The sequence below is a fragment of the Pantoea sp. PNA 14-12 genome (assembly GCF_004364735.1).
In the GTDB taxonomy this organism is placed as follows: Bacteria; Pseudomonadota; Gammaproteobacteria; order Enterobacterales; family Enterobacteriaceae; genus Pantoea; species Pantoea stewartii.
Genome location: NZ_SOAJ01000001.1, coordinates 1,283,975 through 1,304,848 on the forward strand (window position 1 = coordinate 1,283,975; position 20,874 = coordinate 1,304,848).

Below are 20,874 nucleotides of genomic sequence, written 5' to 3' on the forward strand. Positions count from 1 at the left end.
TGAGATCAAATTGTGTTTTCAGCATCGTGTCGGGCTTCTGCGGCGCGTTTTACCGCCAGCGCTTCGGCAATCGCATTGACTCGCGGGCTGTTAAGTTGGTAGAAAAAAAGCAGAAGCAGCATGGCGATAAACAGCACGCCGGGGATGATGTTATGCATCAGGTTGATGGTGGTAATGACCTGGGGTGACTGTGCAGCGACACCGGGTTGGTAGTGCACCAGACCGAGGATCCAGCCCACGACGGCACCGCCCATGGCCAGGCCAAATTTGATGGCAAATAAGGCGGTTGAGAAAACCAGGCCGTCGAGACGTCTGCCGCTGCGATGTTCTTCATAATCCACGACGTCAGAAAACATATTCCATTGAACAGGCGTGGTCAGATTCTGAACAAAGCCAAAAACAATATTCAACCCAATGATTAACCAGACCTGGGACGGTGGAATTAAATAAATGACCGTCAGAAAGAAAACAAAACTGACAAGACAGACCTGATAAGCACGAATGCGGTCGAATTTTCCTAATATACGTTCTGATAAAAATGCACCGCATAATGCGGCTATCATGCCCGTCACAATAAAAGTAAAGACCAGGTCAGGTCGCCGTAAGACATAATTCATGTAATACAGAGTCGATGAGCCGCGCGTCACGACGGCGGTCAGGAGCAGGATGTTAAAAATAATAATGATGCGCCACTGATTGTTTTTAGCGAGCAGCTTGAGATCCGACCACATTGACCCCGCTGTATCGTTGTGGGGTAAATAACGCTCACGCGTCATAAAGAAGCAGCAGTAGATTAACACCACGCCCAGAAATCCCATCAGGCCCATGGCGTAAAGGTAACCCTTTGCCTTGTCTCCCTGCCCCAGTAATTCGACCAGCGGCAGGCCGATCACCGTGACCACCAGTCCGCCGATAAACGCACAGGCAAACCGCCAGGATTGCAGCGAATGGCGCTCGCGTGGATCCAGGGTCAAGGCTCCGGGCATCGCGCAGTAAGGCACATTGACAGCAGAATAAATAAAACTGAGAATTGCATAGGTGACGCAGGCATAGACAATTTTGGCGGTCGGGCCGGCATCCGGCACGTAAAAGGTGATCAGGCAACTGACGCCGAACGGAATCGCGAACCACATGAGCCACGGGCGAAAACGGCCATGACGGGTTCGGGTACGATCGACCAGTGCCCCAATACAGGGATCGACAAACGCATCGGCCAGGCGCACCACTAAAAACATGGTGCCCATAATCGCGGCCGGTAAGCCGAACACATCCGTGTAAAAATAGGCCAGAAATAAGGTGGCGGTTTGCCATACCATCGAACTGGCGGCATCACCGATGCCGTAACCCAGTTTTTCTTTCGTTTTAAGCTCAGAGGATATAGTCATTATAATTCGCCTTATAATTCGGTAATTACCTGTCTTAATCAGCTATCCCTGGCCCACGCGCAGGCAGGCCCGGCTCAAGTATTAGTAAACTGCGCCAGGTCAACAATTACCGAAATTAACAGCCAAATTATGTTTTTTAGTTTTTTCTGTGGTTTGTGATACAGGACATATTGATTACTCTCTAATATAAAATTTTGCGCGAACCGGGGATGAAAAATAGCGATGTGCATCTGGCATTAATCTGTTAAATGCCCCTTTAGCACAAACCGACTGGGAAAATATGCATTTTTGAAATAGTATTGTTTAGTTACTATTTGTATTGTGTTCTGCCGCGTTATGACAAATAATATCCCTTCAGGGACAGTTTTACCGCTTGAGACGCTTTATCCTGCCCATTGACAGACAGAAAACGACGCCATTCGCTCGAATAATGGTTAATTAACTGAACGTCATAGTGAAAAACTTGTAAAATCAGTGCAGGATAACCGCGAGGGCCGCAGTAACTTTTAAGAGGAAATGGAATGCTTGAACTGTTTGACGTCAGTTACGAAGAACTGCAAACCACCCGTTCAGAAGAACTTTATAAACTTCGCAAGAAAACATTTAGCGATCGTCTGGGATGGGAAGTCATTTGCAGTCAGGGAATGGAGTCCGATGAATTTGATGGGCCCGGTACACGTTATATTCTGGGAATCTGCGAAGGACAATTAGTGTGCAGCGTACGTTTTACCAGCCTCGATCGTCCCAACATGATCACGCACACTTTTCAGCACTGCTTCAGTGATGTCACCCTGCCCGCCTATGGTACCGAATCCAGCCGTTTTTTTGTCGACAAAGCCCGCGCACGTGCGCTGTTAGGTGAGCACTACCCTATCAGCCAGGTCCTGTTTTTAGCGATGGTGAACTGGGCGCAAAATAATGCCTACGGCAATATCTATACGATTGTCAGCCGCGCGATGTTGAAAATTCTCACTCGCTCTGGCTGGCAAATCAAAGTCATTAAAGAGGCTTTCCTGACCGAAAAGGAACGTATCTATTTGCTGACGCTGCCAGCAGGTCAGGATGACAAGCAGCAACTCGGTGGTGATGTGGTGTCACGTACGGGCTGTCCGCCCGTCGCAGTCACTACCTGGCCGCTGACGCTGCCGGTCTGATAAGATCCAGTTCTACACCCAGTCTGATAGCCTGTCGGGCGTTACTGACGCCCAGTTTCACAACCACATTCTTGATGTGAAACTTCACGGTACTCACAGAAATGCCCGTAATAGCGGCTATCTCAGCATAGGTTTTGCCCATACTCGCCCAGTACAACACCTCATTTTCACGCGAGGAAAATATCGTTTTGTCCGCGCTCTGATTTAACGCCGGGGCTCGCTCGCCTTCGGTACCGGCCAGGCGGTACATCTGCTCGTTAAAATCAATCAGCAGCATCTGCATCGTGCCCTGTTCGGCAGCAAGGCGTTGCTCCAGCGCAGCCTGATCGTTGCCTTTAATGATCACGGACAACAGAGCAAGGTTGTTCATGTGGTCGTGCAGGACATAGGTAAAGCCGTTAACAATGTTGTATTGCTTGGATAAAGAGAAAATTTTGGTGAACCGCAGGTCGGACATCAGCGTAATATTCTCATCCCAGGCAAACGGCGAGGTGCGTTTAAAGGCCGTGAGAATAACCGGATCGGTCAGCTGAAAGTTGTTAGCGCGGTATAACCTAATCCATTCGTCAGGATAACTGGAAATAATCAGAACATTTGAAGGATTTTTTTTGCTCACAACAGTGTAAGCGTAATCCGGACTACCCAGCGGAGATAACTTTCTCTGTATGTAAGTCTGAAGCGTATCCGTTATTGTTTGATTTTCAAGGAAAAAAGAAAACATTCAGGCTCCATGCTGCTTCTTTTACTTAACGTGGACTTAACCTGCACTATAGTACAGGTAAGATGATACTTAAGAGTAACTTACAATGAATCATTCAGAGGTTACAATGGCTTCAGTTGTTTAGCGGTAAAAAAAAACCTGACCTGTACGGCCAGGTCGCTAAAACAGCCAACACCAGGGAAAACGTCCGGCCAGACGTCACAAAATATAAAGTGATGCTGGCCGGGACACTCATAGTAACATCTTTGAAACATTTGTACAAACATTCACGGTTACTCAATCTGCAGCAATTCTCCCCCTTAATGACTGTTAATACAATCTCTTATTTTCTCCCGTAATAACTGCTAGTTTCTCAGCCACTTAGGCGCTATTCCCCTTTCGTGCACGCCCTCTCTGTTTCCTGTCAGACTGGTCTGCGCCCCTGAATGCGGCCCCGCTGGCCCTATATTCCACTGTTTCCGCTGCGCTTATCGGTAAATTCAGGGGATTAAAAACGTCTTTTTGCCGTTTTTTAACTGCCTGAGCGCAAATAATAAGCATTTGAATGTGACAAAAATCACATCTGTGCCAGGCTTAAGTTCTCTGACACGACTGTTTAAGGAGCTTACGCATGACAACGTCAAATAAGGCTATTCTCGACCCCGATCGTTTCCCGAAGCCGCCGTTCAGACAGCAGCCGCAGCAGGCACCCGGCCTGGCGAGCGAAATGGACCCGCCACCCGACCACGGTGAAACCAGCTATCGTGGTCACGGTCGTCTGACTGGCCGTAAAGCCCTGATCACAGGGGGAGATTCCGGTATCGGTCGCGCTGTGGCCATCGCCTATGCACGTGAAGGTGCCGATGTGGCAATTAACTATTTGCCAGAAGAAGAGTCCGATGCGGCTGAAGTGATTAAACTGATTGAAGCCGAAGGCCGTAAAGCCGTCGCCATTCCCGGCGATCTGCGCTCTGAAGCCTTTTGCCAGAAACTGGTGAATGAAGCCGCCGACAAACTGGGCGGACTGGATATTCTGGTCAATAATGCCGGACGCCAGCAGTTTAATGAATCCATTCGTACGCTGAGCACCGAAGATTTCGATGCCACCTTTAAAACGAATGTTTACGCGCCCTTCTGGTTAACAAAAGCGGCGCTGGCTCACCTGCCGCGCGGTGCAGCGATTATTAATACCTCATCTGTGCAGGCGTTTAAACCCAGCGATATCCTGCTGGATTATGCGCAGACCAAAGCCTGTAATGTAGCCTTTACCAAAGCGCTGGCAAAACAGTTGGGGCCGGAAGGCATCCGCGTGAATGCCGTTGCGCCAGGTCCGTACTGGACACCGCTGCAGCCCAGTGGCGGCCAGCCGCAGGAAAAAGTGGAACAGTTTGGTGCTGATGCGCCGCTTGGCCGTCCCGGTCAACCGGTTGAAATCGCACCGCTCTATGTCACTCTGGCTTCCGATGAGTGCAGTTTCGCCTCCGGTCAGGTGTGGTGTTCAGACGGCGGTACAGGCACAGTGTAACGCATCGATCTCCGTCGATATGATGGCCGCCCTGTGCGGCCATTTTTAGTTCAGTCCGACGCCAGCATAGCCATGATGGCAACCGCCGCGTTGATACGCTCCGGATTGGGATAGTTTTTATTGGCCAGCAGGATTACCCCGCTGTTTTGTTGCGGGACGAACGCGATATAGGCACCAAAGCCCTTTGTGGAGCCGGTTTTATGCACCCAACTGGCGCGATCCATGGGTTGAGCCGGGCTCAGAATGGTCGCGGGCTGTGTGGACAGCGCGGCCTGAGTGTCACTGGCGGCAACAATCGTCTGGCTGTCAATGGGCCAGGGGTAAATTTCCCACCCCAGCCCCTGATACCGTTCACCTGCGCGCAGGTAACGAGACTGCGCGGTCAGAATGCCATTGCGCAATGCCGTATTCCCGGACGACAATCCATTGGGATTCGCATTGGCCTGCATAAAAGCCATCATGTCGCGCGCGGTGGACTTCACGCCGCTGGTCTCTGCTGACAGCATACCCGGCGAGACGCGTACCGGTTTACCGTCCTGATAACCCCAGGCGTAATCAAACATCATCGACGGGGGCACCGTATAAAAGGTGCGTGTCAGCCGCAACGGCGTGATAACGTCCTTTTGCATCGCCTCCTCAAATTCCCCCTTCACCATCAAATAGCCCAGCAGACCAATACTGACATGAGAATAGTGACGCTGTGTACCCGGCGCGGCGTCCGGTTGCCACTGCTGCGCGTAAGCCAGTAGTTCATCCTGACTGGTTACCTCATCGGGCAGATGTAACGGCAGTCCGCCTGCGCTGTAGGTGACAAGATGGACCATCCGTCGGCTTTGCCACTGCGGGCCGTTTAACGCGGGCCAGTAGCGGGAGACCGGATCGTTCAGACGCAGCGCACCGTTACGAATCAGCACGCCCGCCAGCACGCCCGTGAATGTCTTACTGACGGACCCCAGTTCGAACAGCGTATTTTCTGTTACCCGCCGGTCGCTCGCGGTATCGGCCACACCAAAGTTAATGTACTGAGGGCGACCTTTATACAGCACGCCGACCGACATGCCGGGAATGCCCTGCTGCGCCATCAGCGGATCAATCACGCTTTTCACCCGTTCGGCGATGGTCTGAGACGACAAGTCAGCCGCCTGGGCGCTGGCGGTAAACGCAATCAGTAATGCAGTGAGAAAAGATTTCATCAGTACTCATTCAGGTGACAGGTTATTGACACTGTGCCGCACAGGATTGCACACAGAGCTGTGCCTGAGTACTGCAGTCACTTGAGTTTCGCGTATTACAATGAGATTGCTCAACATAACAGCGAGTCTGACAACTGGAGAGATCACATTTCGCCGCGACGGGCGTGAGTTGCGGCAACGGTGTGCGAGGGGGAAACGTGTGAGCGGGCTGCGCCAGGGCGCTGCTGCCCATGAAGCAGGTCAGCAGCAGAGCATACAAGTTTTTCATAACCGATCTCCAGAGATATGCGTCAGACAAGTATGATGACTCTGACGCATAACGTCTGGTAAATCTTGCTAAATTGAGAGCGCGGGCGGATGTTCCACGGCCTGGACAACGCCACGGCGATAAATATCGTTCAGTCTGGCGCAATACTGACGCGGATCGTGCTGCTGCTTGATGCGCAGAATCGCGCCCTCGCCTTTTTCCGTTAACTGCTGTGGCTGCGCAAGAATGTCCAGCAGGGTTGTCTTAATGCCGTCTATTAATGCCCGACGTAGCCGGTGTTTCTCGGCTTCGCTGTTGACCTGATATTCGCGGTCATCGTTGAGTTCGCCATCAATCAGCCAACCGGCGGTGGGCGGATTAATTTCAGGCAACGCACGAACGTTACTGGTCAATACCGGACAGCCGCTGGCCTGCATTTCCAGTACGGAAAACCCGTAGGTTTCCTGCCAGGTCGGCAGCAACCCCACATCGCTTTGCTGGAACAACTGCATCAGTTCACGATTATCCTTGCGGGAATGGTGCGTGAAGCAGGCATGGCGCGTGATGCGATCTTCAATGTCCCGATAAAAGGCGTCGTTATCCTGGAAAGCGCGATGGGCAACATTATGACGTTTCGTCAGCTCACCAATCAACTGAACGTCGAGTTGGCCAGCATCAATCTGTCCCGTTTCAATCAGCTCGCTGATGGCCAGCACGACTTCTGCGCCGCCTTTACGGTAAAACTCGTTGCCAACGAACACCAGGCGGAGTTTATCGCTTTGCCGTGGGCGCTTCTGTTGCGTAAACAGGGTTTGCGGTGGATGCATCACCAACGTTTTTGCGCGAATTTTCGCGGCGACATCGGGTTTAAACAGCTTCATCTGAATATGCAAGGTGGCATCGGAAATGGCGATCAGGCCAAAACAGTTATCCTTGAGCAAATACGGAATCAGTTGTTTGAGTTCAGGATTATCCTGCTTGGCGACGCCCGCTACCGGCAGGACGCGCGGCAGCTCAGTCTCGAAGGTCGCGACCCAGTTCATGGGCGTAATGGCGACTTCATTAAACAGATGCAGGATATCGGGCTTCTCCCCTATTGCGAAGGGCACGGGGACAAACACAAAGCGTTTATTCTTCTTGAGTAAACGTGTACGCAGCGGATTGAGGAAATAAAACAGGTTGCGCTTTTTCAGGTTGATGTAGTGATTGTCCGGATTCACCAGGATATTGCGCTGCTCCGGATAGTGCGTATTGCTGATGCCAATTTTCATGAAAGATTCCGAAGTCGTTGTCGTAGGGCGTGATCTATATCACGCTCTGAATTGCATGTTTCATAGGCAACATCTTAAAAGCGCGTGGTTTATGTGGTTTACAGAATATTCCTGCACTGGCGCGGTGCGGCCTTTTGCACGGTTTGCGTGCAGGCTGGAAAGATTATTCCTCAATATCAGCGAGTTGCGCCCTGTTCATGCGGGTTGCCGCCTTTTCATCGCCTGGAACAAAAATTGCAAGATATGACGCAATGCAAAGGAGAGAACATATGAAAGCGATCGTTATCGGTGGCGGAATGGGCGGCATGACGGCGGCCCTCGCGCTGGAGCAACAGGGTTTTCAGACGGAAGTCTATGAGGCGGTAAAAACCATTCGGCCCGTCGGCGCTGCGATTTCGGTCTGGCCAAATGGCGTGAAATGCCTGAATTCGCTGGGCCTGAAAGACAAAGTCCGCGCGCTGGGGGGTAATATGGCCTTTATGGCCTATAAGGATACATTGTCGGGTGAAACCCTGACACGGTTCAGTTTATCGCCGCTGGTGCAGCAGGTAGGTGAATTCCCCTATCCGATTGCCCGCGCCGAGTTGCAGGCCATGCTACTGGATGCCTACGGCCGCGACAGAGTGCATTTTGGTAAACGTATCGTGCAGGTGGAACAGCACGCCACGGGCGTTGTCGCCACCTTCGAAGACAGCAGCCAGGCTGAAGGCGATTTTCTGGTCGCGGCAGACGGCACGCACTCTGTTGTGCGGGACTATGTGCTGGGGGAAAAGCTGCCCCGCCGTTACGCGGGCTATGTGAACTGGAACGGTCTGGTGAACATTGATGAATCCATCGCGCCTGCGGATCAGTGGACAACCTTTGTGGGGGATGGCAAGCGCGTATCGTTAATGCCGGTAAGCGGAAACCGCTTTTACTTTTTCTTTGATGTCCCGCTGCCTGCGGGGCTGGAACAGGACCGCACTACCGCGCGTGACGATTTGCGCCGCTATTTCAGCGGCTGGGCAGCCCCGGTACAAAAACTGATTGCGGCCATTGATGTGAACATCACCAACCGGGTTGAAATTCACGATATCGAGCCGTTTCAGCGCTTCGTGAAAGGCCGGGTGGTGCTGCTTGGCGATGCCGCGCACAGCACCACGCCGGATATTGGTCAGGGCGGCTGTGCCGCGATGGAAGATGCCATTGTACTGGCTTCAGCCCTGGCTGCGCATTCGCTTGGCATTGAAGATGCGCTGCTGCGTTATCAGGCGCGCCGCGTTGACCGTGTCAAAGACCTGGTTCTGAAAGCGCGCAAGCGTTGTGATATCACGCATGCAAAAGATCCGGTGATGACGTCGGAGTGGTATCAGTCATTAAGAAATGAAACCGGCGAGCGCGTACTGGCGGGCTTGTGCGAGACCATTGAAGGCGGTCCGCTGGGGTAAAAAAACAAAGGGCGGATTCTCCGCCCTTTGTTGCTCAGTCGGCCAGGCCGCGATTTTTTAACATCGGCTCAAGCTTCGGTTCGCCCCCGCGCCAGGCTTCATATAACGCTTTGAGATCACTGCTGTTGCCGCGAGACAGGATCTTCTGGCGGAAAATATCGCCATTTTTGCGCGTCAGTCCGCCGTTTTCGACGAACCACTGGTAGCCGTCATCCGCCAGCATCTGCGTCCAGATATAAGCGTAATAACCCGCGGCATAACCACCGCCCCAGATGTGCTGGAAATAGCTGGAGCGATAGCGCGGCGGGACGGCCGCCATATCAAGATCATCACTGCGCAGCGCCTGTTGCTCGAATCCGTCAACGGACTGTACCGGCTGACCGCCATCCAGGCTGTGCCAGTGTAGGTCCAGCAACGCGGCGGCCAGCAGCTCGCTCATCTCGTAGCCTTTATTAAACTTGCCCGCCCTGATGATTTTTTCATGCAGCTCGGCGGGCATCGGCTCACCCGTCTGGTAATGGCGGGCATAATGACGAAAAACCTGTGGCTCGCTGGCCCAGTGCTCGTTGATTTGTGAAGGGAATTCAACAAAATCACGTGGCGTAGCTGTGCCAGACAGGCTGGGATAACGCTGGCTGGCAAACAGGCCGTGCAACGTATGCCCGAACTCATGAAACAGGGTTATCACCTCATCCCAGCTCAGAAGCGCGGGTTCCCCCTCCGCGGGTTGCGTGTAGTTGCAGACGTTGTAAATCACGGGTTTGCTGTCGAGGAGCGTGGACTGATTAACAAAGTTGCTCATCCAGGCGCCACCGCCTTTACTGTCGCGTTTGAAGAAGTCCGTGTAAAACAGCGCAAGCCCACTCCCGTCAGCATCGAAAATTTCGTACACCTGTACATCCGGATGGTAAACCGGCAGATCGTGACGTTGCGCGAACGTAATACCATAAAGCTGCGTGGCCGCCCAGAAAACGCCCTGTTCCAGTACCGTGTTGAGCTCAAAATAGGGCTTGATCTGATTCTCATCTAAATCGTACTGCGCTCGCCTGACCTGCTCGGCGTAGAAATTCCAGTCCCAGGCGCTGAGGGTAAAATCCCCCTGCTGCCTGTCGATCGTTTGCTGAATCGCCGCGGCTTCGCGTTCGGCCCTTGCCCGGGCGGCAGGCACAATATTACGCATAAACGCCAGAGCGGCCTCAGGCGTTTTGGCCATCTGATCCTGCAGTTGCCAGGTCGCAAAACTGGCGAATCCTAACAGCCTCGCCTGTTCGGCACGCACCTGTGACAGCCGAAGCACTAACTGTCGGGTATCGTTATCATCGTTTTTCTCACTGCGCGTCAGAGCCGCATGAAACAGTGCCTGGCGCGTTGCGCGCACCGTCAGCGATTGCAGCGCGGGCTGTTGCGTCGTGTTTTGCAGCACCAACAGCCACGCGTTTTCCAGACCGCGCGCCTTCGCGGCGGCCCTGGCGACGGCCAGATCGGACGCGCTCAGACCGGCTAACTGTTGCACATCCTCGACGACCAGACCGCCGGCCTTCGTGGCCGCCAGCAGCTTATTCGTGAACTGGGTACTGAGCCGCGCCGCCTCCTGATTCAGGGTTTTCAGTTGCTGTTTCTGCGCTTCGGGCAGATTGGCACCGGCAAGCTGAAAGCGCTGCCAGAGAATTTCTACCAGACGTCTGGATTCGGCATCCAGCTGATTTCGTTGCACATAGACCTGATCGATGCGTGAAAACAGCGGACGATTCAGCATGATCTCATCATTAAGCGCGGTCAGTTGCGGCGTAATCTCTTCATCGATCTGTTGTAAATAGGGGCTGGTATTCGCCGAGGTCATGGCATTAAACACCAGGCTTACCCGGGTAAGCAGCTGGCCACTTTTCTCCAGCGCTTCACAGGTATTCTGGAACGTCGGGGCATCAGCGGATGTCGCAATGGCCAGGACTTCCTGACGTTTCTCTTCGATACCGGCCTGCAGCGCGGGCAAAAAGTCCGTTTCCTGAATCTGGTCAAACGGTGGCGTGTGATAAGGCAGACTGCTGACGCTAAAGAAAGGGTTTTGACGGGCGTTCATAGGCGCTCCTGATAGTCTACACAGTGTTTCATAGTGGCAGGTCGCCTCGGGCAGAACAACCTATCCGCGTTGTTGCTGGTACACCGCAATAATCTCACCCGCAATCGCCACGGCGATTTCGGCGGGCAGTTTCCCTTTTACATCGGGTAAGCCCACCGGGCAGCGCAGGCGCGCCAGCCGGACGTCGTCGATGCCTTTGCCGGCCAGACGATAGCGAAAGCGCTGGCTTTTTGTCTGCGAGCCAATGACGCCCGCGTAGTGGAAATCTCCCCGCTTAAGAATGGCTTCACAGAGCGCCAGATCCAACGGATGGTGGTGCGTCATCACGATATAATAGCTGCCAGCGGGCGCCTCAGCCACTGCGTCCAGCGGATCGTCAGGCTGCTGGATGCGCACCCCGGGCGGCACGGATAAAAAAATATTTTCCCGGCTGTCAATCCAGTTAATGTGACAGGGTAACGTTGCCAGCACATTCACCAGCGCCTGACCCACATGGCCCGCGCCAAATACCAGGATTTCCGGCTGTGCCTGTAACAGGGGTTCGAATAACATGGTGGTCATACCGCCGCAGCACTGGCCCAGCCGTGCCCCCAGACTGAAATCCTCTGTGTGCGGGCTGGCCTGCCCGCTTTCCAGCAGTGCGCGGGCCTGCGCGATACACTGAAATTCCAGATGTCCGCCGCCAATTGTTAAAAAGGTTTCCTTCGCCGTCACCACCATTTTAGCGCCGCCGTCCCGGGGCACCGAGCCACGATCGCGCAGCACAGTGACCAGTACGCAAGGCTGGCGCGTTTCACGGAGATGGTGCAGGATGCTTATCCAGTCATGGAAAATCATCCGCGCCTCCCGGCCATACGCTGTGCGCCCCAGAATACCCGCTCCGGCGTAGCAGGCGCGTCCAGCCCCGGATGTTGGCGATAGTCCGCGAGACTGGCGACCGCATCCTGTAATGCGCACCAGGCGGCGATCCCCAGCATGAAAGGCGGCTCGCCCACTGCCTTGGAATGGAATACCGTATCCTGCGGATTCTTACGGTTTTCGACCAGTGTGACGCGCATATCGGCGGGCACATCGCTGATTGCCGGAATTTTGTAGCTGGCCGGACCGTTCGTCATCAACTGGCCTTTGTCATTCCAGACCAGTTCCTCACAGGTCAGCCAGCCCAGCCCCTGCACGAAGCCGCCCTCGACCTGACCGATGTCAATGGCTGGATTCAGTGAGGCCCCAACATCATGCAGAATATCCGCCCGTAATAACCGGTATTCGCCCGTCAGCGTATCCACAATCACTTCGCAACAGGCGGCCCCGTAAGCGAAATAGTAAAACGGCTCGCCCCGACCAGCCTGACGATCGTAGTGGATGCCAGGCACACGATAATATCCCGTCGCGGAGAGCGGCACCTGATTAAGCCAGGCAAGCTGGGCGACCTGAGCGAACGTGTAATAGTGATCGCCTGCGCGCACCACGCCGTTGTTGAAACTTACCGCCTCGGGGAGACAGTTATGCAGCGAACACAGCATAGTGCGCATGCGTTCACGCAGGATTTCCGCCGCATTTTGCGCCGCTTTGCCGTTCAGATCCGTACCACTGGAAGCCGCGGTCGGCGATGTATTGGGCACTTTGCCGGTGTCTGTGGCGGTGATCTGGATCTTATCGATATCGATTTGCAGCACCTGCGCGACAATCTGCGCCACTTTGGTATTGAGCCCCTGGCCCATTTCCGTTCCGCCGTGGTTGAGTTGTACTGTGCCATCGGTGTAGATCAGAATCAGCGCACCGGCCTGGTTGAGAAAACTTGAGGTGAAAGAAATCCCAAACTTCACCGGCGTCAGCGCAAGACCGCGTTTTAGCAGCGGACTGCTGGCGTTAAAGGCCGCGATGGCTTCCCGCCGCGCGTGGTAATCACTGCTGATTTCCAGCTGTTCCGTGATCTCATCCAGCAGATTATCTTTTACCTGCTGGTGGTAATGCGTGATATTGCGCTCGTGTTTACCGTAGTAGTTCCGTTTACGCAGCGTCAGCGGATCGATTCCGCGCTCGCGGGCGATATGGTCCATAATCTGCTCTATCGCCACCATGCCCTGCGGGCCGCCAAACCCGCGAAACGCAGTATTGGACGCGGTATTGGTGCGGCAGCGGTAACCGGTAATCCGCGCATCGCCGAGGTAGTACGCGTTATCGGCATGAAACATTGCCCGATCCACAATCGATCCGCTGAGATCCAGTGAGTAACCACAGTTACCTGCCAGATCGATTTTCACGCCACACAAGCGGCCGTCATCCTCAACCCCCACGTCGTAGCGCACAAAAAACGGATGCCGTTTGCCGGTAATACGCATGTCATCACGCCGCGCGAGGCGCATTTTCACGGCGCGCCCGGTCAGCCTGGCGGCGACAGCACACAGGCAGGCAACACCGGCGGCCTGGGTTTCCTTGCCGCCAAATCCGCCGCCCATACGCCGCATATCAATCGTGACCTTGTTCATGGTGATGCCCATGACTTCGGCCACCAGCTTTTGAATTTCAGTGGGGTTCTGCGTCGAACAAAAGACCTGCAATGCGTCGTCTTCGCCGGGAATCACCAGGGCGGTTTGCGTTTCCAGATAGAAATGCTCTTGTCCGCCAATGTGGAACGCCCCCTGAACCCGATGCGGCGCGCGCGCCAGTGCCGCCTCAACGTCACCGCGCTGATGAATATGGGGTTCCTGCACGAAGCTGCCCTGCTTCAGCGCGTCTTCGACATCCAGCAGCGCCGGAAGACTGGCGTACTCAATCATCGCCGCGTTAGCGCCCTGACGCGCCGCTTCAGGCGTTTCGGCCAGTACGGCAATCACAATCTGGCCCACATAGTGGACGATATCCTGTGCCAGAAGCGGATCGCCTGGCTGCAAGGGCCCGATATCATTGACGCCGGGCACATCCTGCCAGGTCAGTACGCGTACTACGCCCGGAACCGCGTAACAGGGTTGCAGATCGACGCGTGTAATACGCGCATGCGCGTGGTCGCTCAGACGCGGACAAAGGTGCAGTAAGCCCGGCTGTTCTGCTTTATCGTCAATATATTGCGCTTCACCGGAGACATGTTTTTCCGCGCTTTCGTGTTTTTGACTGCGTCCTACGCCCGTGGTCATATCGCTGGCGAACAGGACGGGTAACGCAGATTCAGGCAATGCCGGACGATTATGAGACATAGCGGCTTACCTCTGTGATGGCGAGTCCGTTTGAACGGTAAACATAACGACGCAACAGGTTACAGGCGACCTGCAGACGGTAATCTGCGCTGGCCCGGAAATCGCTCAGCGGCTGAAACGTCGCTTCCAGCGCCTGACAGGCTCTCGCCAGCGTTTCCGGCGATAAGGCGGCACCACACAGCGCCTGTTCACAGGCGACCGCACGAAGCGGCGTTGCCGCCATACCGCCGAATGCAATATGCGCACGCGTTACGATGCCGTTATCGGTATGAATATTAAAGGCGGCAAACACCGCTGAAATGTCATCATCCAACCGTTTTGAGACTTTCCAGGCCACAAAATCCGGTGACACCGTCACTTTAGGAATCAGAATGGTGTGAATAAACTCCCCCGGCTTTAGCACTGTCTGTCGGTAGCCCGTGAAAAAGCCATCGAGCGGCACGGTGCGTTGCGTGTCGCCGTGCTGCAGCAGTAGCGATGCATTAAGCGCCAGCAGCGTAGGCGAGGCATCACCAATCGGCGAAGCGTTTGCAAGGTTGCCGCCCAGCGTGCCGAGTTGACGAATTTGTAGCGAGGCAAAGCGCGTCAGCATTCCGGCAAAACCCGGAATGCGCGTCGCCATAAAATCGGCAATGTGCTCCAGCGACGCAGCGGCACCCAGTTGATAGTGTTTATCGTCCTCGCCGCAGGCTTTCAGTGCGTCAACCTGCCCCAGGGCAATCATTTTGGGGAGATGCTGGTCACGCTGGGTAATCAGCAGGCTGAGATCGGTGCCGCCCGCCAGCAATGCGGCATCAGGATGGGCGATACAGCATTCGGCAAGCTGCTGCACGGTTTTCGGGATAAAACAGGTGCGACCGTTCTTTTCCAGCGTCTGGATAGCCTCGTGTGTCAGGTTCATCAGCTGTTCAGTCACCTGCTGCGCCTGACGATCAAAGCTGTCGGGCTGAACATCGCTGAGGCTTTGCTCGGCAGCCGCCATGATGGAGCGGTAGCCGGTACAGCGGCACAGGTTACCCGCCAGCGCATGTTCGGCCTGCTGACGATTCCACTCAGGCTGGTTTTTTTGCAGACTAAACAGCGACATGACAAAACCCGGCGTACAGAATCCACACTGCGAGCCATGGCAGTCCACCATCGCCTGCTGTACCGGATGCAGGCTTTTTCCCTGGCGTAAATCCTCAACCGTAATGAGTTGCTTACCCTGTAGCCCACTGACCAGCATCAGGCAACTGTTCACGGTCTGATAGGTGAGCTTCCCGTCTACGACACTGCCCAATGTGACGCTACACGCGCCGCAGTCGCCGGAGGCACAGCCCTCTTTGGTGCCGCAGCGACGCTGATGCGTACGCAAATACGACAGGACCGTCAGATTGGGATCGAGCTGCTCTTCTGTCACCGGACGGTCATTAAGCAGGAACTGAATCATGCGGCGTTCTCCTTTGCTGCGGATTGCCAGACCGGGCGACCGTTAACCCAGGTTTGTACGATATTTCTGTCATCGCCGAGCGTCATCAGCACAAACAGTTTTTCCCAGATATCTTTACTGTTTGCCATGCGTAACCTCTGCAAGGCGGACACGGCGGGATCCAGCACCACAAAGTCCGCTTCTTTGCCCGGGGCGAAGTTACCGATGTGTTTATCGAGATCCAGCGCATGGGCGCCGCCCAGTGTGGCGTGATAAAACGCTTCTGCGGCGCTCAGTTTGTACTGCTGCAGTTGCCCCACTTTGTAGGCTTCTCCCAGCGTTTGCAGCATATTGAAGGTGGTGCCGGCGCCTACGTCGGTGCCGATGCCCACCTTAACGCCCTGCTGCCAGCTCCGCTGGATATTGAACAGGCCGCTGCCCAGAAACAGATTTGAGGTGGGGCAAAATGCTATGGCGGAGTTCGTATCATGCAGGCACTGCCACTCCTGTGTTTCCAGATGCAGACAGTGCGCGAATACGCTGCGGCGCCCGGTCAGCTGATACTGATGATACACATCCAGATAACCGTTATGGTCAGGAAAAAGCTGCTTCACCCAGGCCACTTCGTGGGGGTTTTCGCTAAGGTGCGTATGAACCCAGACATCCGGGTGACGCTGGCGAAGCGCCTGAACTTTCTCCAGCAGCGCCGGAGAAGAGGTCGGAGCGAAACGCGGCGTCAGCGCATAATTAAGGCGGCCGCGCTCGTGCCAGCGCGCAATCAGCGCCTCCGTCTGGGCATAGCTCTCTTCTGGCGTTTCTGTCAGGTAGTCCGGGGCATTGCGATCCATCATCACTTTGCCTGCGATAATACGCATATTAAGCGCCTCGGCTGCGCTGAACAGCGCATCTACCGACTGCGGGTGCACCGTGCCGAAAATCAACGCGCTGGTCGTGCCGTTCGCCAGTAACTGCTGCAGGAAAAATGCCGACATCTGCGCGGCATGATCCGGGCAGTGATACTGCGCTTCCACGGGAAAAGTGTACTGATTCAGCCACTCCAGCAGTTGCTCGCCAAAGGCACCGATCATTTCCATTTGCGGATAATGAATATGGCAATCGACAAAGCCCGGGATGATCAGCTTACCGCGCAGGTCAATCATGCCGCCTGCATTCAGGCTGTCTGTGCTCTCCTGCCAGGGGCGCAGATCGACAACACGCCCTTCACGCAGCGTCAGCACGCCATCGTCCAGATAGCGTGCCTGCGCCAGTATCGATTCGGGATCGTGTGCCACTGCGGCAAAATCGAAGAAGCTGGCGCGAATCGCCGCGTCCGTATATGTCAGCATAATGTTTCCTCTGCCGGGCGGGGTAAATGTCGCCCTGTGCCTTAACCCTGGTCTCTGTTTAAACATTTTGCAAGAGTCATGCCAGCCTTGTTTATAAAATAAAAAGTTATATATCAGTAACTTAATCAAAATTATTCGTTGCGCAACGAAAAAACGTCTTAATACACGACGCAAACGGTTGCCATCCCTTCGCAATCGGTTGCCTGCATAATGATGGCCAAAATGCGCCCTGCCGGCCTGACGCGCTTGCACAATAACGGGGCGGGCTGCACGAAAACAGCGCAGACCGCGGGCGACCATGCACGTAAAATTCAGCGGACATCGCCAAAAATGCCGTGTTAAGGTGAAAGGAACACCATGAAACGGAATAAGGGAAACACGATGATTATTTTTGTTACGGGGGCAACGGCAGGATTTGGTCAGAGCATTACCCGCCGGTTCATCGAAACAGGACACAAAGTGATCGCAAGCGGCCGTCGCGCAGAACGTCTGAAAGCGCTGAAAGACGCGTTGGGCGACAACCTGTATACGGTGCAACTGGATGTGCGCAACCGGGCCGCCATTGAAGAGGCAATTGCACACCTCCCTGCAGAATGGCGCGACATTGATGTACTGGTCAATAACGCGGGTCTGGCATTAGGCATTGAACCGGCGCACCGGGCAGATGTGAATGACTGGGAAAATATGATCGACACCAACACGAAGGGGCTGGTGTATATGACGCGCGCCGTCTTGCCTGCGATGGTTGAGCGTAACGTCGGTCATATCATTAATATCGGGTCGATTGCCGGAAGCTGGCCCTATGCGGGCGGTAATGTGTATGGGGCCACCAAAGCCTTTGTTCGTCAGTTCAGCCTGAACCTGCGCACCGATTTGCACGGCACCGCCCTGCGCGTAACGGATATTGAGCCAGGCCTGGTTGGCGGCACCGAATTCTCTAACGTGCGCTTTAAAGGCGACGATGACAAGGCTGATAAGGTTTATAAGGGCGCGACGGCACTGACGCCGGAAGATGTGACTGAAGCGGTTTACTGGGTGGCAACCCTGCCTAAACACGTCAACATCAACACCCTGGAAATGATGCCCGTCAGCCAGACGCTGGCAGGCCTTAAAGTGCATAAACCCTGATTAAGAGGCCAGCCCTCGGGCTGGCTTTTTACGTGGCTTTTTACGCTTTGCCCCAGCCCAGCACGATAATCAACATGCCGCTGAACGCAATCAGCGCACCACTCCAGTCCCAGATACTCAGCTTCACCCCGTCTACGATGCGCAACCAGACCAGCGCCGTGAGAACATAAACGCCGCCGTAAGCCGCGTATACGCGCCCACTTGCCGCCGGATGGAGCGTCAGCAGCCAGACAAACAGCGCGAGACTCAATACGGCAGGCACTAACAGCCAGGCCGACGCGCCCTTTTTCAGCCACAGCCAGGGCAAAAAACAGCCTGTGATCTCTGCCAGGGCGGTAATAAAAAACAGTAATGCAGTCTTGATCAGCACGTTAATCTCTCAGGCAGGTAAACGACATGCACACTGCTGGTGAGCATCTGAGCGGCAATGGTATACTATTGCGCACAGGCTGCAAAAGTTTACCCACAGGTAAGCCCGTGTTAACTGAAGGATATTACGATGAAAAAATTGCTTCCGGTTCTGATGGTGGCCCTGCTTTCTGTCACGGCATTTGGCGTGAGTGCAAACACCGATCGCCTGATAATTGAAAATGGCAGTAGCGCGCTGAATAATGAAGCGGCCCGTCAGAGTAAAGAGCAGTGGAATGACACGCACATGCTGCGCAATAAAGTGAACCGCCGGGTGGAAAAAGAGTTTGATAAAGCGGACCGCGCGTTTGATACCCGCGACAAGTGTGAGCAGAGCGCTAACCTGAATGCCTACTGGGAACCCAACACGTTGCGCTGTCTGGATCGCCGCACCGGTCGTCCGGTACTGCCGTAATTTTCAGCTATAGTAATGACTGACGCATGACAAAAGGAAAAGGTTATGAAGATGAAGCATGCATTACTGACAGTGACGTTTTTGGCATTCCCGCTGCTGGCGCAGGCCTCCTGTGAATCCGTAAAAGCGGATATCAGCCAGAAAATTATCCAGAACGGTGTGCCCGAATCAGGCTTTAGTCTGGATGTGGTGCCCAACGATCAGGCCGACCAGGCGGGCGGACAGGTTGTCGGTCATTGCGATAACGACACACAGAAAATCGTTTATAAAAAGCTGGGTCGCGATGACGGGGCGGCGGTCCCTGACAGCGCGGGTAGCTCGCAGGACACCTCAACGCAGTAACGTTCAGGGCGACATTGTCGCCCTTCTCTTTTTCGTTTTCTCTCCTGTTGCCGTCCGAATCGCACCCTGACGACTAAACGGTCCGGTATCAGTCGGCCTGTTGCGGCTGCTGACGCGGCATTTTTCCGGCGACCCACATCGCCGATAACGCGATAACCAACGCCACGATAAACACCCAGTGCAGTGAGGCAGCAATCGCCTGTAACAGGTGCTGCAGCTCATCCGGGGCCAACTGGTCGCGGGTTGTCTGCGACATAATTTGCTGAACCGGATCCTCTGCATGTGGCAACCGCCACTGCAGGTTGAGGTTTAGCACGGCGCCCATCACCGCCGTTCCCAGCGCGGAGCCAATCATACGGCTGAACATTACCGAGGCCGTGCAAATACCGCGAATGCCATATTCGGCATGATTCTGCACAGACACCAGAAACGTCGTGCTGGTCATCCCCATGCCGGTGCCGATGAGGAATGAGGTGAAGCCCGCCTGCAGTAGTGAACTTTCTCTGTGTAACAGCAGCAGTAAGGCGCTGCCTGCAATTAACAATAATGCGCCCAGCTGGGCGGTAAAACGATAGGAAGTGAACAGCATCAGGCGGCCACTGACCGTACTGGCCAGCGGCCAGCCGATGGACATCATCGCCAGCGCGGTGCCGGCCTGAAGTGGCGAACCGCCCGTGACGCCCTGTATCCATGTCGGTAAAAACGCGCTGACGCCCATCATGGTCGCCCCAATCACCAGGTTGCCTATATTGCCGGCAATAATCAGCTTACTCTGCCAGAGACGCATCGGAAACAAGGGCGCCTGTGCCTGCTGTTCATGGCGGGTTAACTGCCAGCCGGCCAGCCCGCCCACGAGTAAAAACAACAGGAGCCAGTAGCCCAGTTGTTCTGCCTGTAACAGGGCAATCAGTACGGCGCTGATGCACAGCGTCAGCCAGCCACTGCCAATCAGATTCAGTGACGGGGCCGGCTGTTTCTGTGGATGTGTTGGCAGCAGGATGGCCAGCAACAGCATACTGATGATGCCAATCGGGACATTGACCCAGAAAATCACCGACCAGTTGAAGTGCTGGACCAGCCACGCGCCCGAGAGCGGCCCGACAATCGCCGCCACGCCCCAGACGCTGGACAGCCAGCCCTGCACGCTGGCCCGCTCACGGGGGGAATAGATATCGGCCACAATCGTGGACGTCAGCGGCATGATGGCCCCCGCGCCCAAGCCCTGAAAGGCGCGGAACACGATGAGCCAAAACATGCTGTGCGCAAAGCCGCATAACACCGACCCTGCCAAAAAAAGCGTGATGCCCAGAAACAGCATCCTCTTTCTGCCCCACAGATCCGCCAGGCGCCCATAAAGCGGTATGCTTATGGCCTGCGTCAGCAGGTAAACCGAAAATACCCAGCCAAACTGCGCAAAGCCCCCCAGCTCGGCGACAATTGTTGGCATCGCGGTGGCCACAATAGTGACTTCGATGGCGGCCATAAACATGGCGAGCATGCAGGCGAAAAGAATCCAGTTGCGGCGCAGCGGCGCGGAAGTGCTGTTGATCATGATGCTCCCTTTTTGCGTTCCCTAAGGCTAGCGCAAATCTGCGCGTCCAGGAATCAATTCAGTGCTTTTGTGACGTTGTCACCTAAATTGGGACGAATCAGGTAG

The 20,874-nt window shown here is 54.8% G+C and carries 17 protein-coding genes; 6 read left to right on the forward strand and 11 right to left on the reverse strand.

Annotation, left to right across the window (positions count from 1 at the left end; all coding sequences use genetic code 11):
- Positions 1-5: 5 nt before the first annotated feature.
- Positions 6-1,385 (reverse strand): MFS transporter, encoded by a 1,380-nt coding sequence (locus C7434_RS06110; protein ID WP_133745245.1) that lies wholly within the window; start codon positions 1,383-1,385, stop codon positions 6-8.
- Positions 1,386-1,906: 521 nt separating this feature from the next.
- Between C7434_RS06110 and C7434_RS06115 the strand changes: the two genes are divergently transcribed.
- A complete protein-coding gene (locus C7434_RS06115; RefSeq protein ID WP_006119202.1) occupies positions 1,907-2,539 on the forward strand; it encodes an acyl-homoserine-lactone synthase in 633 nt (210 codons plus the stop codon).
- Here C7434_RS06115 and C7434_RS06120 read toward each other — a convergent pair.
- Positions 2,511-3,260 carry a LuxR family transcriptional regulator gene (locus C7434_RS06120; protein WP_039340302.1) on the reverse strand — a complete coding sequence of 250 codons (750 nt, stop codon included), beginning with the start codon at positions 3,258-3,260 and terminating at the stop codon, positions 2,511-2,513. The genes C7434_RS06115 and C7434_RS06120 overlap by 29 nt on opposite strands.
- A 610-nt stretch (positions 3,261-3,870) precedes the next feature.
- Here C7434_RS06120 and C7434_RS06125 point away from each other — a divergent pair.
- Positions 3,871-4,764, forward strand: a complete 894-nt coding sequence (locus C7434_RS06125) for an SDR family oxidoreductase (protein ID WP_033741719.1) — start codon at positions 3,871-3,873, stop codon at positions 4,762-4,764.
- 50 nt (positions 4,765-4,814) lie between these two features.
- Here C7434_RS06125 and ampC read toward each other — a convergent pair whose 3' ends face one another.
- A complete protein-coding gene (gene ampC / locus C7434_RS06130) occupies positions 4,815-5,957 on the reverse strand; it encodes a class C beta-lactamase (protein WP_033741721.1) in 1,143 nt (380 codons plus the stop codon).
- A gap of 336 nt (positions 5,958-6,293) precedes the next feature.
- A complete protein-coding gene (locus tag C7434_RS06140) occupies positions 6,294-7,475 on the reverse strand; it encodes a glycosyltransferase family 4 protein (RefSeq protein ID WP_006119208.1) in 1,182 nt (393 codons plus the stop codon).
- A 269-nt stretch (positions 7,476-7,744) separates the two neighbouring features.
- On the opposite strand from C7434_RS06140, the gene hpxO reads away from it, so the two are divergent.
- Complete coding sequence (gene hpxO, locus C7434_RS06145) at positions 7,745-8,902, forward strand: FAD-dependent urate hydroxylase HpxO (protein WP_133745246.1); 1,158 nt, start codon at positions 7,745-7,747, stop codon at positions 8,900-8,902.
- A 34-nt stretch (positions 8,903-8,936) separates the two neighbouring features.
- On the opposite strand, the gene dcp is transcribed toward hpxO, so the two are convergent.
- From dcp to guaD, 5 genes are read right to left on the reverse strand one after another with little or no spacing between them, the layout of a single operon-like run.
- Positions 8,937-10,979 (reverse strand): peptidyl-dipeptidase Dcp, encoded by a 2,043-nt coding sequence (gene dcp, locus C7434_RS06150; protein WP_133745247.1) that lies wholly within the window; start codon positions 10,977-10,979, stop codon positions 8,937-8,939.
- Positions 10,980-11,039: 60 nt separating this feature from the next.
- On the reverse strand, positions 11,040-11,816 hold the full coding sequence (xdhC, locus tag C7434_RS06155; RefSeq protein WP_006119212.1) for a xanthine dehydrogenase accessory protein XdhC: 777 nt from the start codon (positions 11,814-11,816) through the stop codon (positions 11,040-11,042).
- Positions 11,813-14,170: a xanthine dehydrogenase molybdopterin binding subunit gene (gene xdhB, locus C7434_RS06160; protein WP_033741728.1), complete on the reverse strand. Its 2,358-nt coding sequence runs from the start codon at positions 14,168-14,170 to the stop codon at positions 11,813-11,815. The genes xdhC and xdhB overlap by 4 nt, the downstream gene beginning before the upstream one ends.
- Positions 14,160-15,599, reverse strand: a complete 1,440-nt coding sequence (gene xdhA, locus C7434_RS06165) for a xanthine dehydrogenase small subunit (protein WP_033741730.1) — start codon at positions 15,597-15,599, stop codon at positions 14,160-14,162. The genes xdhB and xdhA overlap by 11 nt, the downstream gene beginning before the upstream one ends.
- On the reverse strand, positions 15,596-16,924 hold the full coding sequence (gene guaD, locus C7434_RS06170) for a guanine deaminase (protein ID WP_033741732.1): 1,329 nt from the start codon (positions 16,922-16,924) through the stop codon (positions 15,596-15,598). Before guaD ends, xdhA begins: the two co-directional genes overlap by 4 nt.
- A gap of 381 nt (positions 16,925-17,305) precedes the next feature.
- Here guaD and ydfG point away from each other — a divergent pair, with 381 nt between their 5' ends.
- Positions 17,306-18,052, forward strand: a complete 747-nt coding sequence (gene ydfG / locus C7434_RS06175) for a bifunctional NADP-dependent 3-hydroxy acid dehydrogenase/3-hydroxypropionate dehydrogenase YdfG (protein WP_133745248.1) — start codon at positions 17,306-17,308, stop codon at positions 18,050-18,052.
- A gap of 40 nt (positions 18,053-18,092) precedes the next feature.
- Here ydfG and C7434_RS06180 read toward each other — a convergent pair whose 3' ends face one another.
- Positions 18,093-18,419, reverse strand: a complete 327-nt coding sequence (locus C7434_RS06180) for a YnfA family protein (protein ID WP_033742212.1) — start codon at positions 18,417-18,419, stop codon at positions 18,093-18,095.
- A 132-nt stretch (positions 18,420-18,551) separates the two neighbouring features.
- Between C7434_RS06180 and C7434_RS06185 the strand changes: the two genes are divergently transcribed.
- Together C7434_RS06185 and C7434_RS06190 are read left to right on the forward strand one after the other, a co-directional pair.
- Positions 18,552-18,875, forward strand: coding sequence for a DUF1283 family protein (locus tag C7434_RS06185; protein ID WP_006119218.1), 324 nt, complete (start codon positions 18,552-18,554; stop codon positions 18,873-18,875).
- A 45-nt stretch (positions 18,876-18,920) separates the two neighbouring features.
- Positions 18,921-19,217, forward strand: coding sequence for a DUF1161 domain-containing protein (locus tag C7434_RS06190; RefSeq protein WP_033741733.1), 297 nt, complete (start codon positions 18,921-18,923; stop codon positions 19,215-19,217).
- 88 nt (positions 19,218-19,305) lie between these two features.
- Here the strand turns inward: C7434_RS06190 and C7434_RS06195 are convergent, their stop codons facing one another.
- On the reverse strand, positions 19,306-20,769 hold the full coding sequence (locus C7434_RS06195) for an MDR family MFS transporter (RefSeq protein WP_033741734.1): 1,464 nt from the start codon (positions 20,767-20,769) through the stop codon (positions 19,306-19,308).
- Positions 20,770-20,874 lie beyond the last annotated feature (105 nt).

Bases quoted from the DNA above. Each gene is read 5' to 3' on its own strand.
- C7434_RS06125 (WP_033741719.1), top strand. From the start codon at position 3,871: ATGACAACGTCAAATAAGGCTATTCTCGACCCCGATCGTTTCCCGAAG.
- ampC (WP_033741721.1), bottom strand. From the start codon at position 5,957: ATGAAATCTTTTCTCACTGCATTACTGATTGCGTTTACCGCCAGCGCC.
- guaD (WP_033741732.1), bottom strand. From the start codon at position 16,924: ATGCTGACATATACGGACGCGGCGATTCGCGCCAGCTTCTTCGATTTT.
- xdhA (WP_033741730.1), bottom strand. From the start codon at position 15,599: ATGATTCAGTTCCTGCTTAATGACCGTCCGGTGACAGAAGAGCAGCTC.
- C7434_RS06120 (WP_039340302.1), bottom strand. From the start codon at position 3,260: ATGTTTTCTTTTTTCCTTGAAAATCAAACAATAACGGATACGCTTCAG.
- xdhC (WP_006119212.1), bottom strand. From the start codon at position 11,816: ATGATTTTCCATGACTGGATAAGCATCCTGCACCATCTCCGTGAAACG.
- C7434_RS06110 (WP_133745245.1), bottom strand. From the start codon at position 1,385: ATGACTATATCCTCTGAGCTTAAAACGAAAGAAAAACTGGGTTACGGC.
- C7434_RS06140 (WP_006119208.1), bottom strand. From the start codon at position 7,475: ATGAAAATTGGCATCAGCAATACGCACTATCCGGAGCAGCGCAATATC.
- C7434_RS06190 (WP_033741733.1), top strand. From the start codon at position 18,921: ATGAAGATGAAGCATGCATTACTGACAGTGACGTTTTTGGCATTCCCG.
- dcp (WP_133745247.1), bottom strand. From the start codon at position 10,979: ATGAACGCCCGTCAAAACCCTTTCTTTAGCGTCAGCAGTCTGCCTTAT.
- ydfG (WP_133745248.1), top strand. From the start codon at position 17,306: ATGATTATTTTTGTTACGGGGGCAACGGCAGGATTTGGTCAGAGCATT.
- C7434_RS06185 (WP_006119218.1), top strand. From the start codon at position 18,552: ATGAAAAAATTGCTTCCGGTTCTGATGGTGGCCCTGCTTTCTGTCACG.
- xdhB (WP_033741728.1), bottom strand. From the start codon at position 14,170: ATGTCTCATAATCGTCCGGCATTGCCTGAATCTGCGTTACCCGTCCTG.
- hpxO (WP_133745246.1), top strand. From the start codon at position 7,745: ATGAAAGCGATCGTTATCGGTGGCGGAATGGGCGGCATGACGGCGGCC.
- C7434_RS06195 (WP_033741734.1), bottom strand. From the start codon at position 20,769: ATGATCAACAGCACTTCCGCGCCGCTGCGCCGCAACTGGATTCTTTTC.
- C7434_RS06115 (WP_006119202.1), top strand. From the start codon at position 1,907: ATGCTTGAACTGTTTGACGTCAGTTACGAAGAACTGCAAACCACCCGT.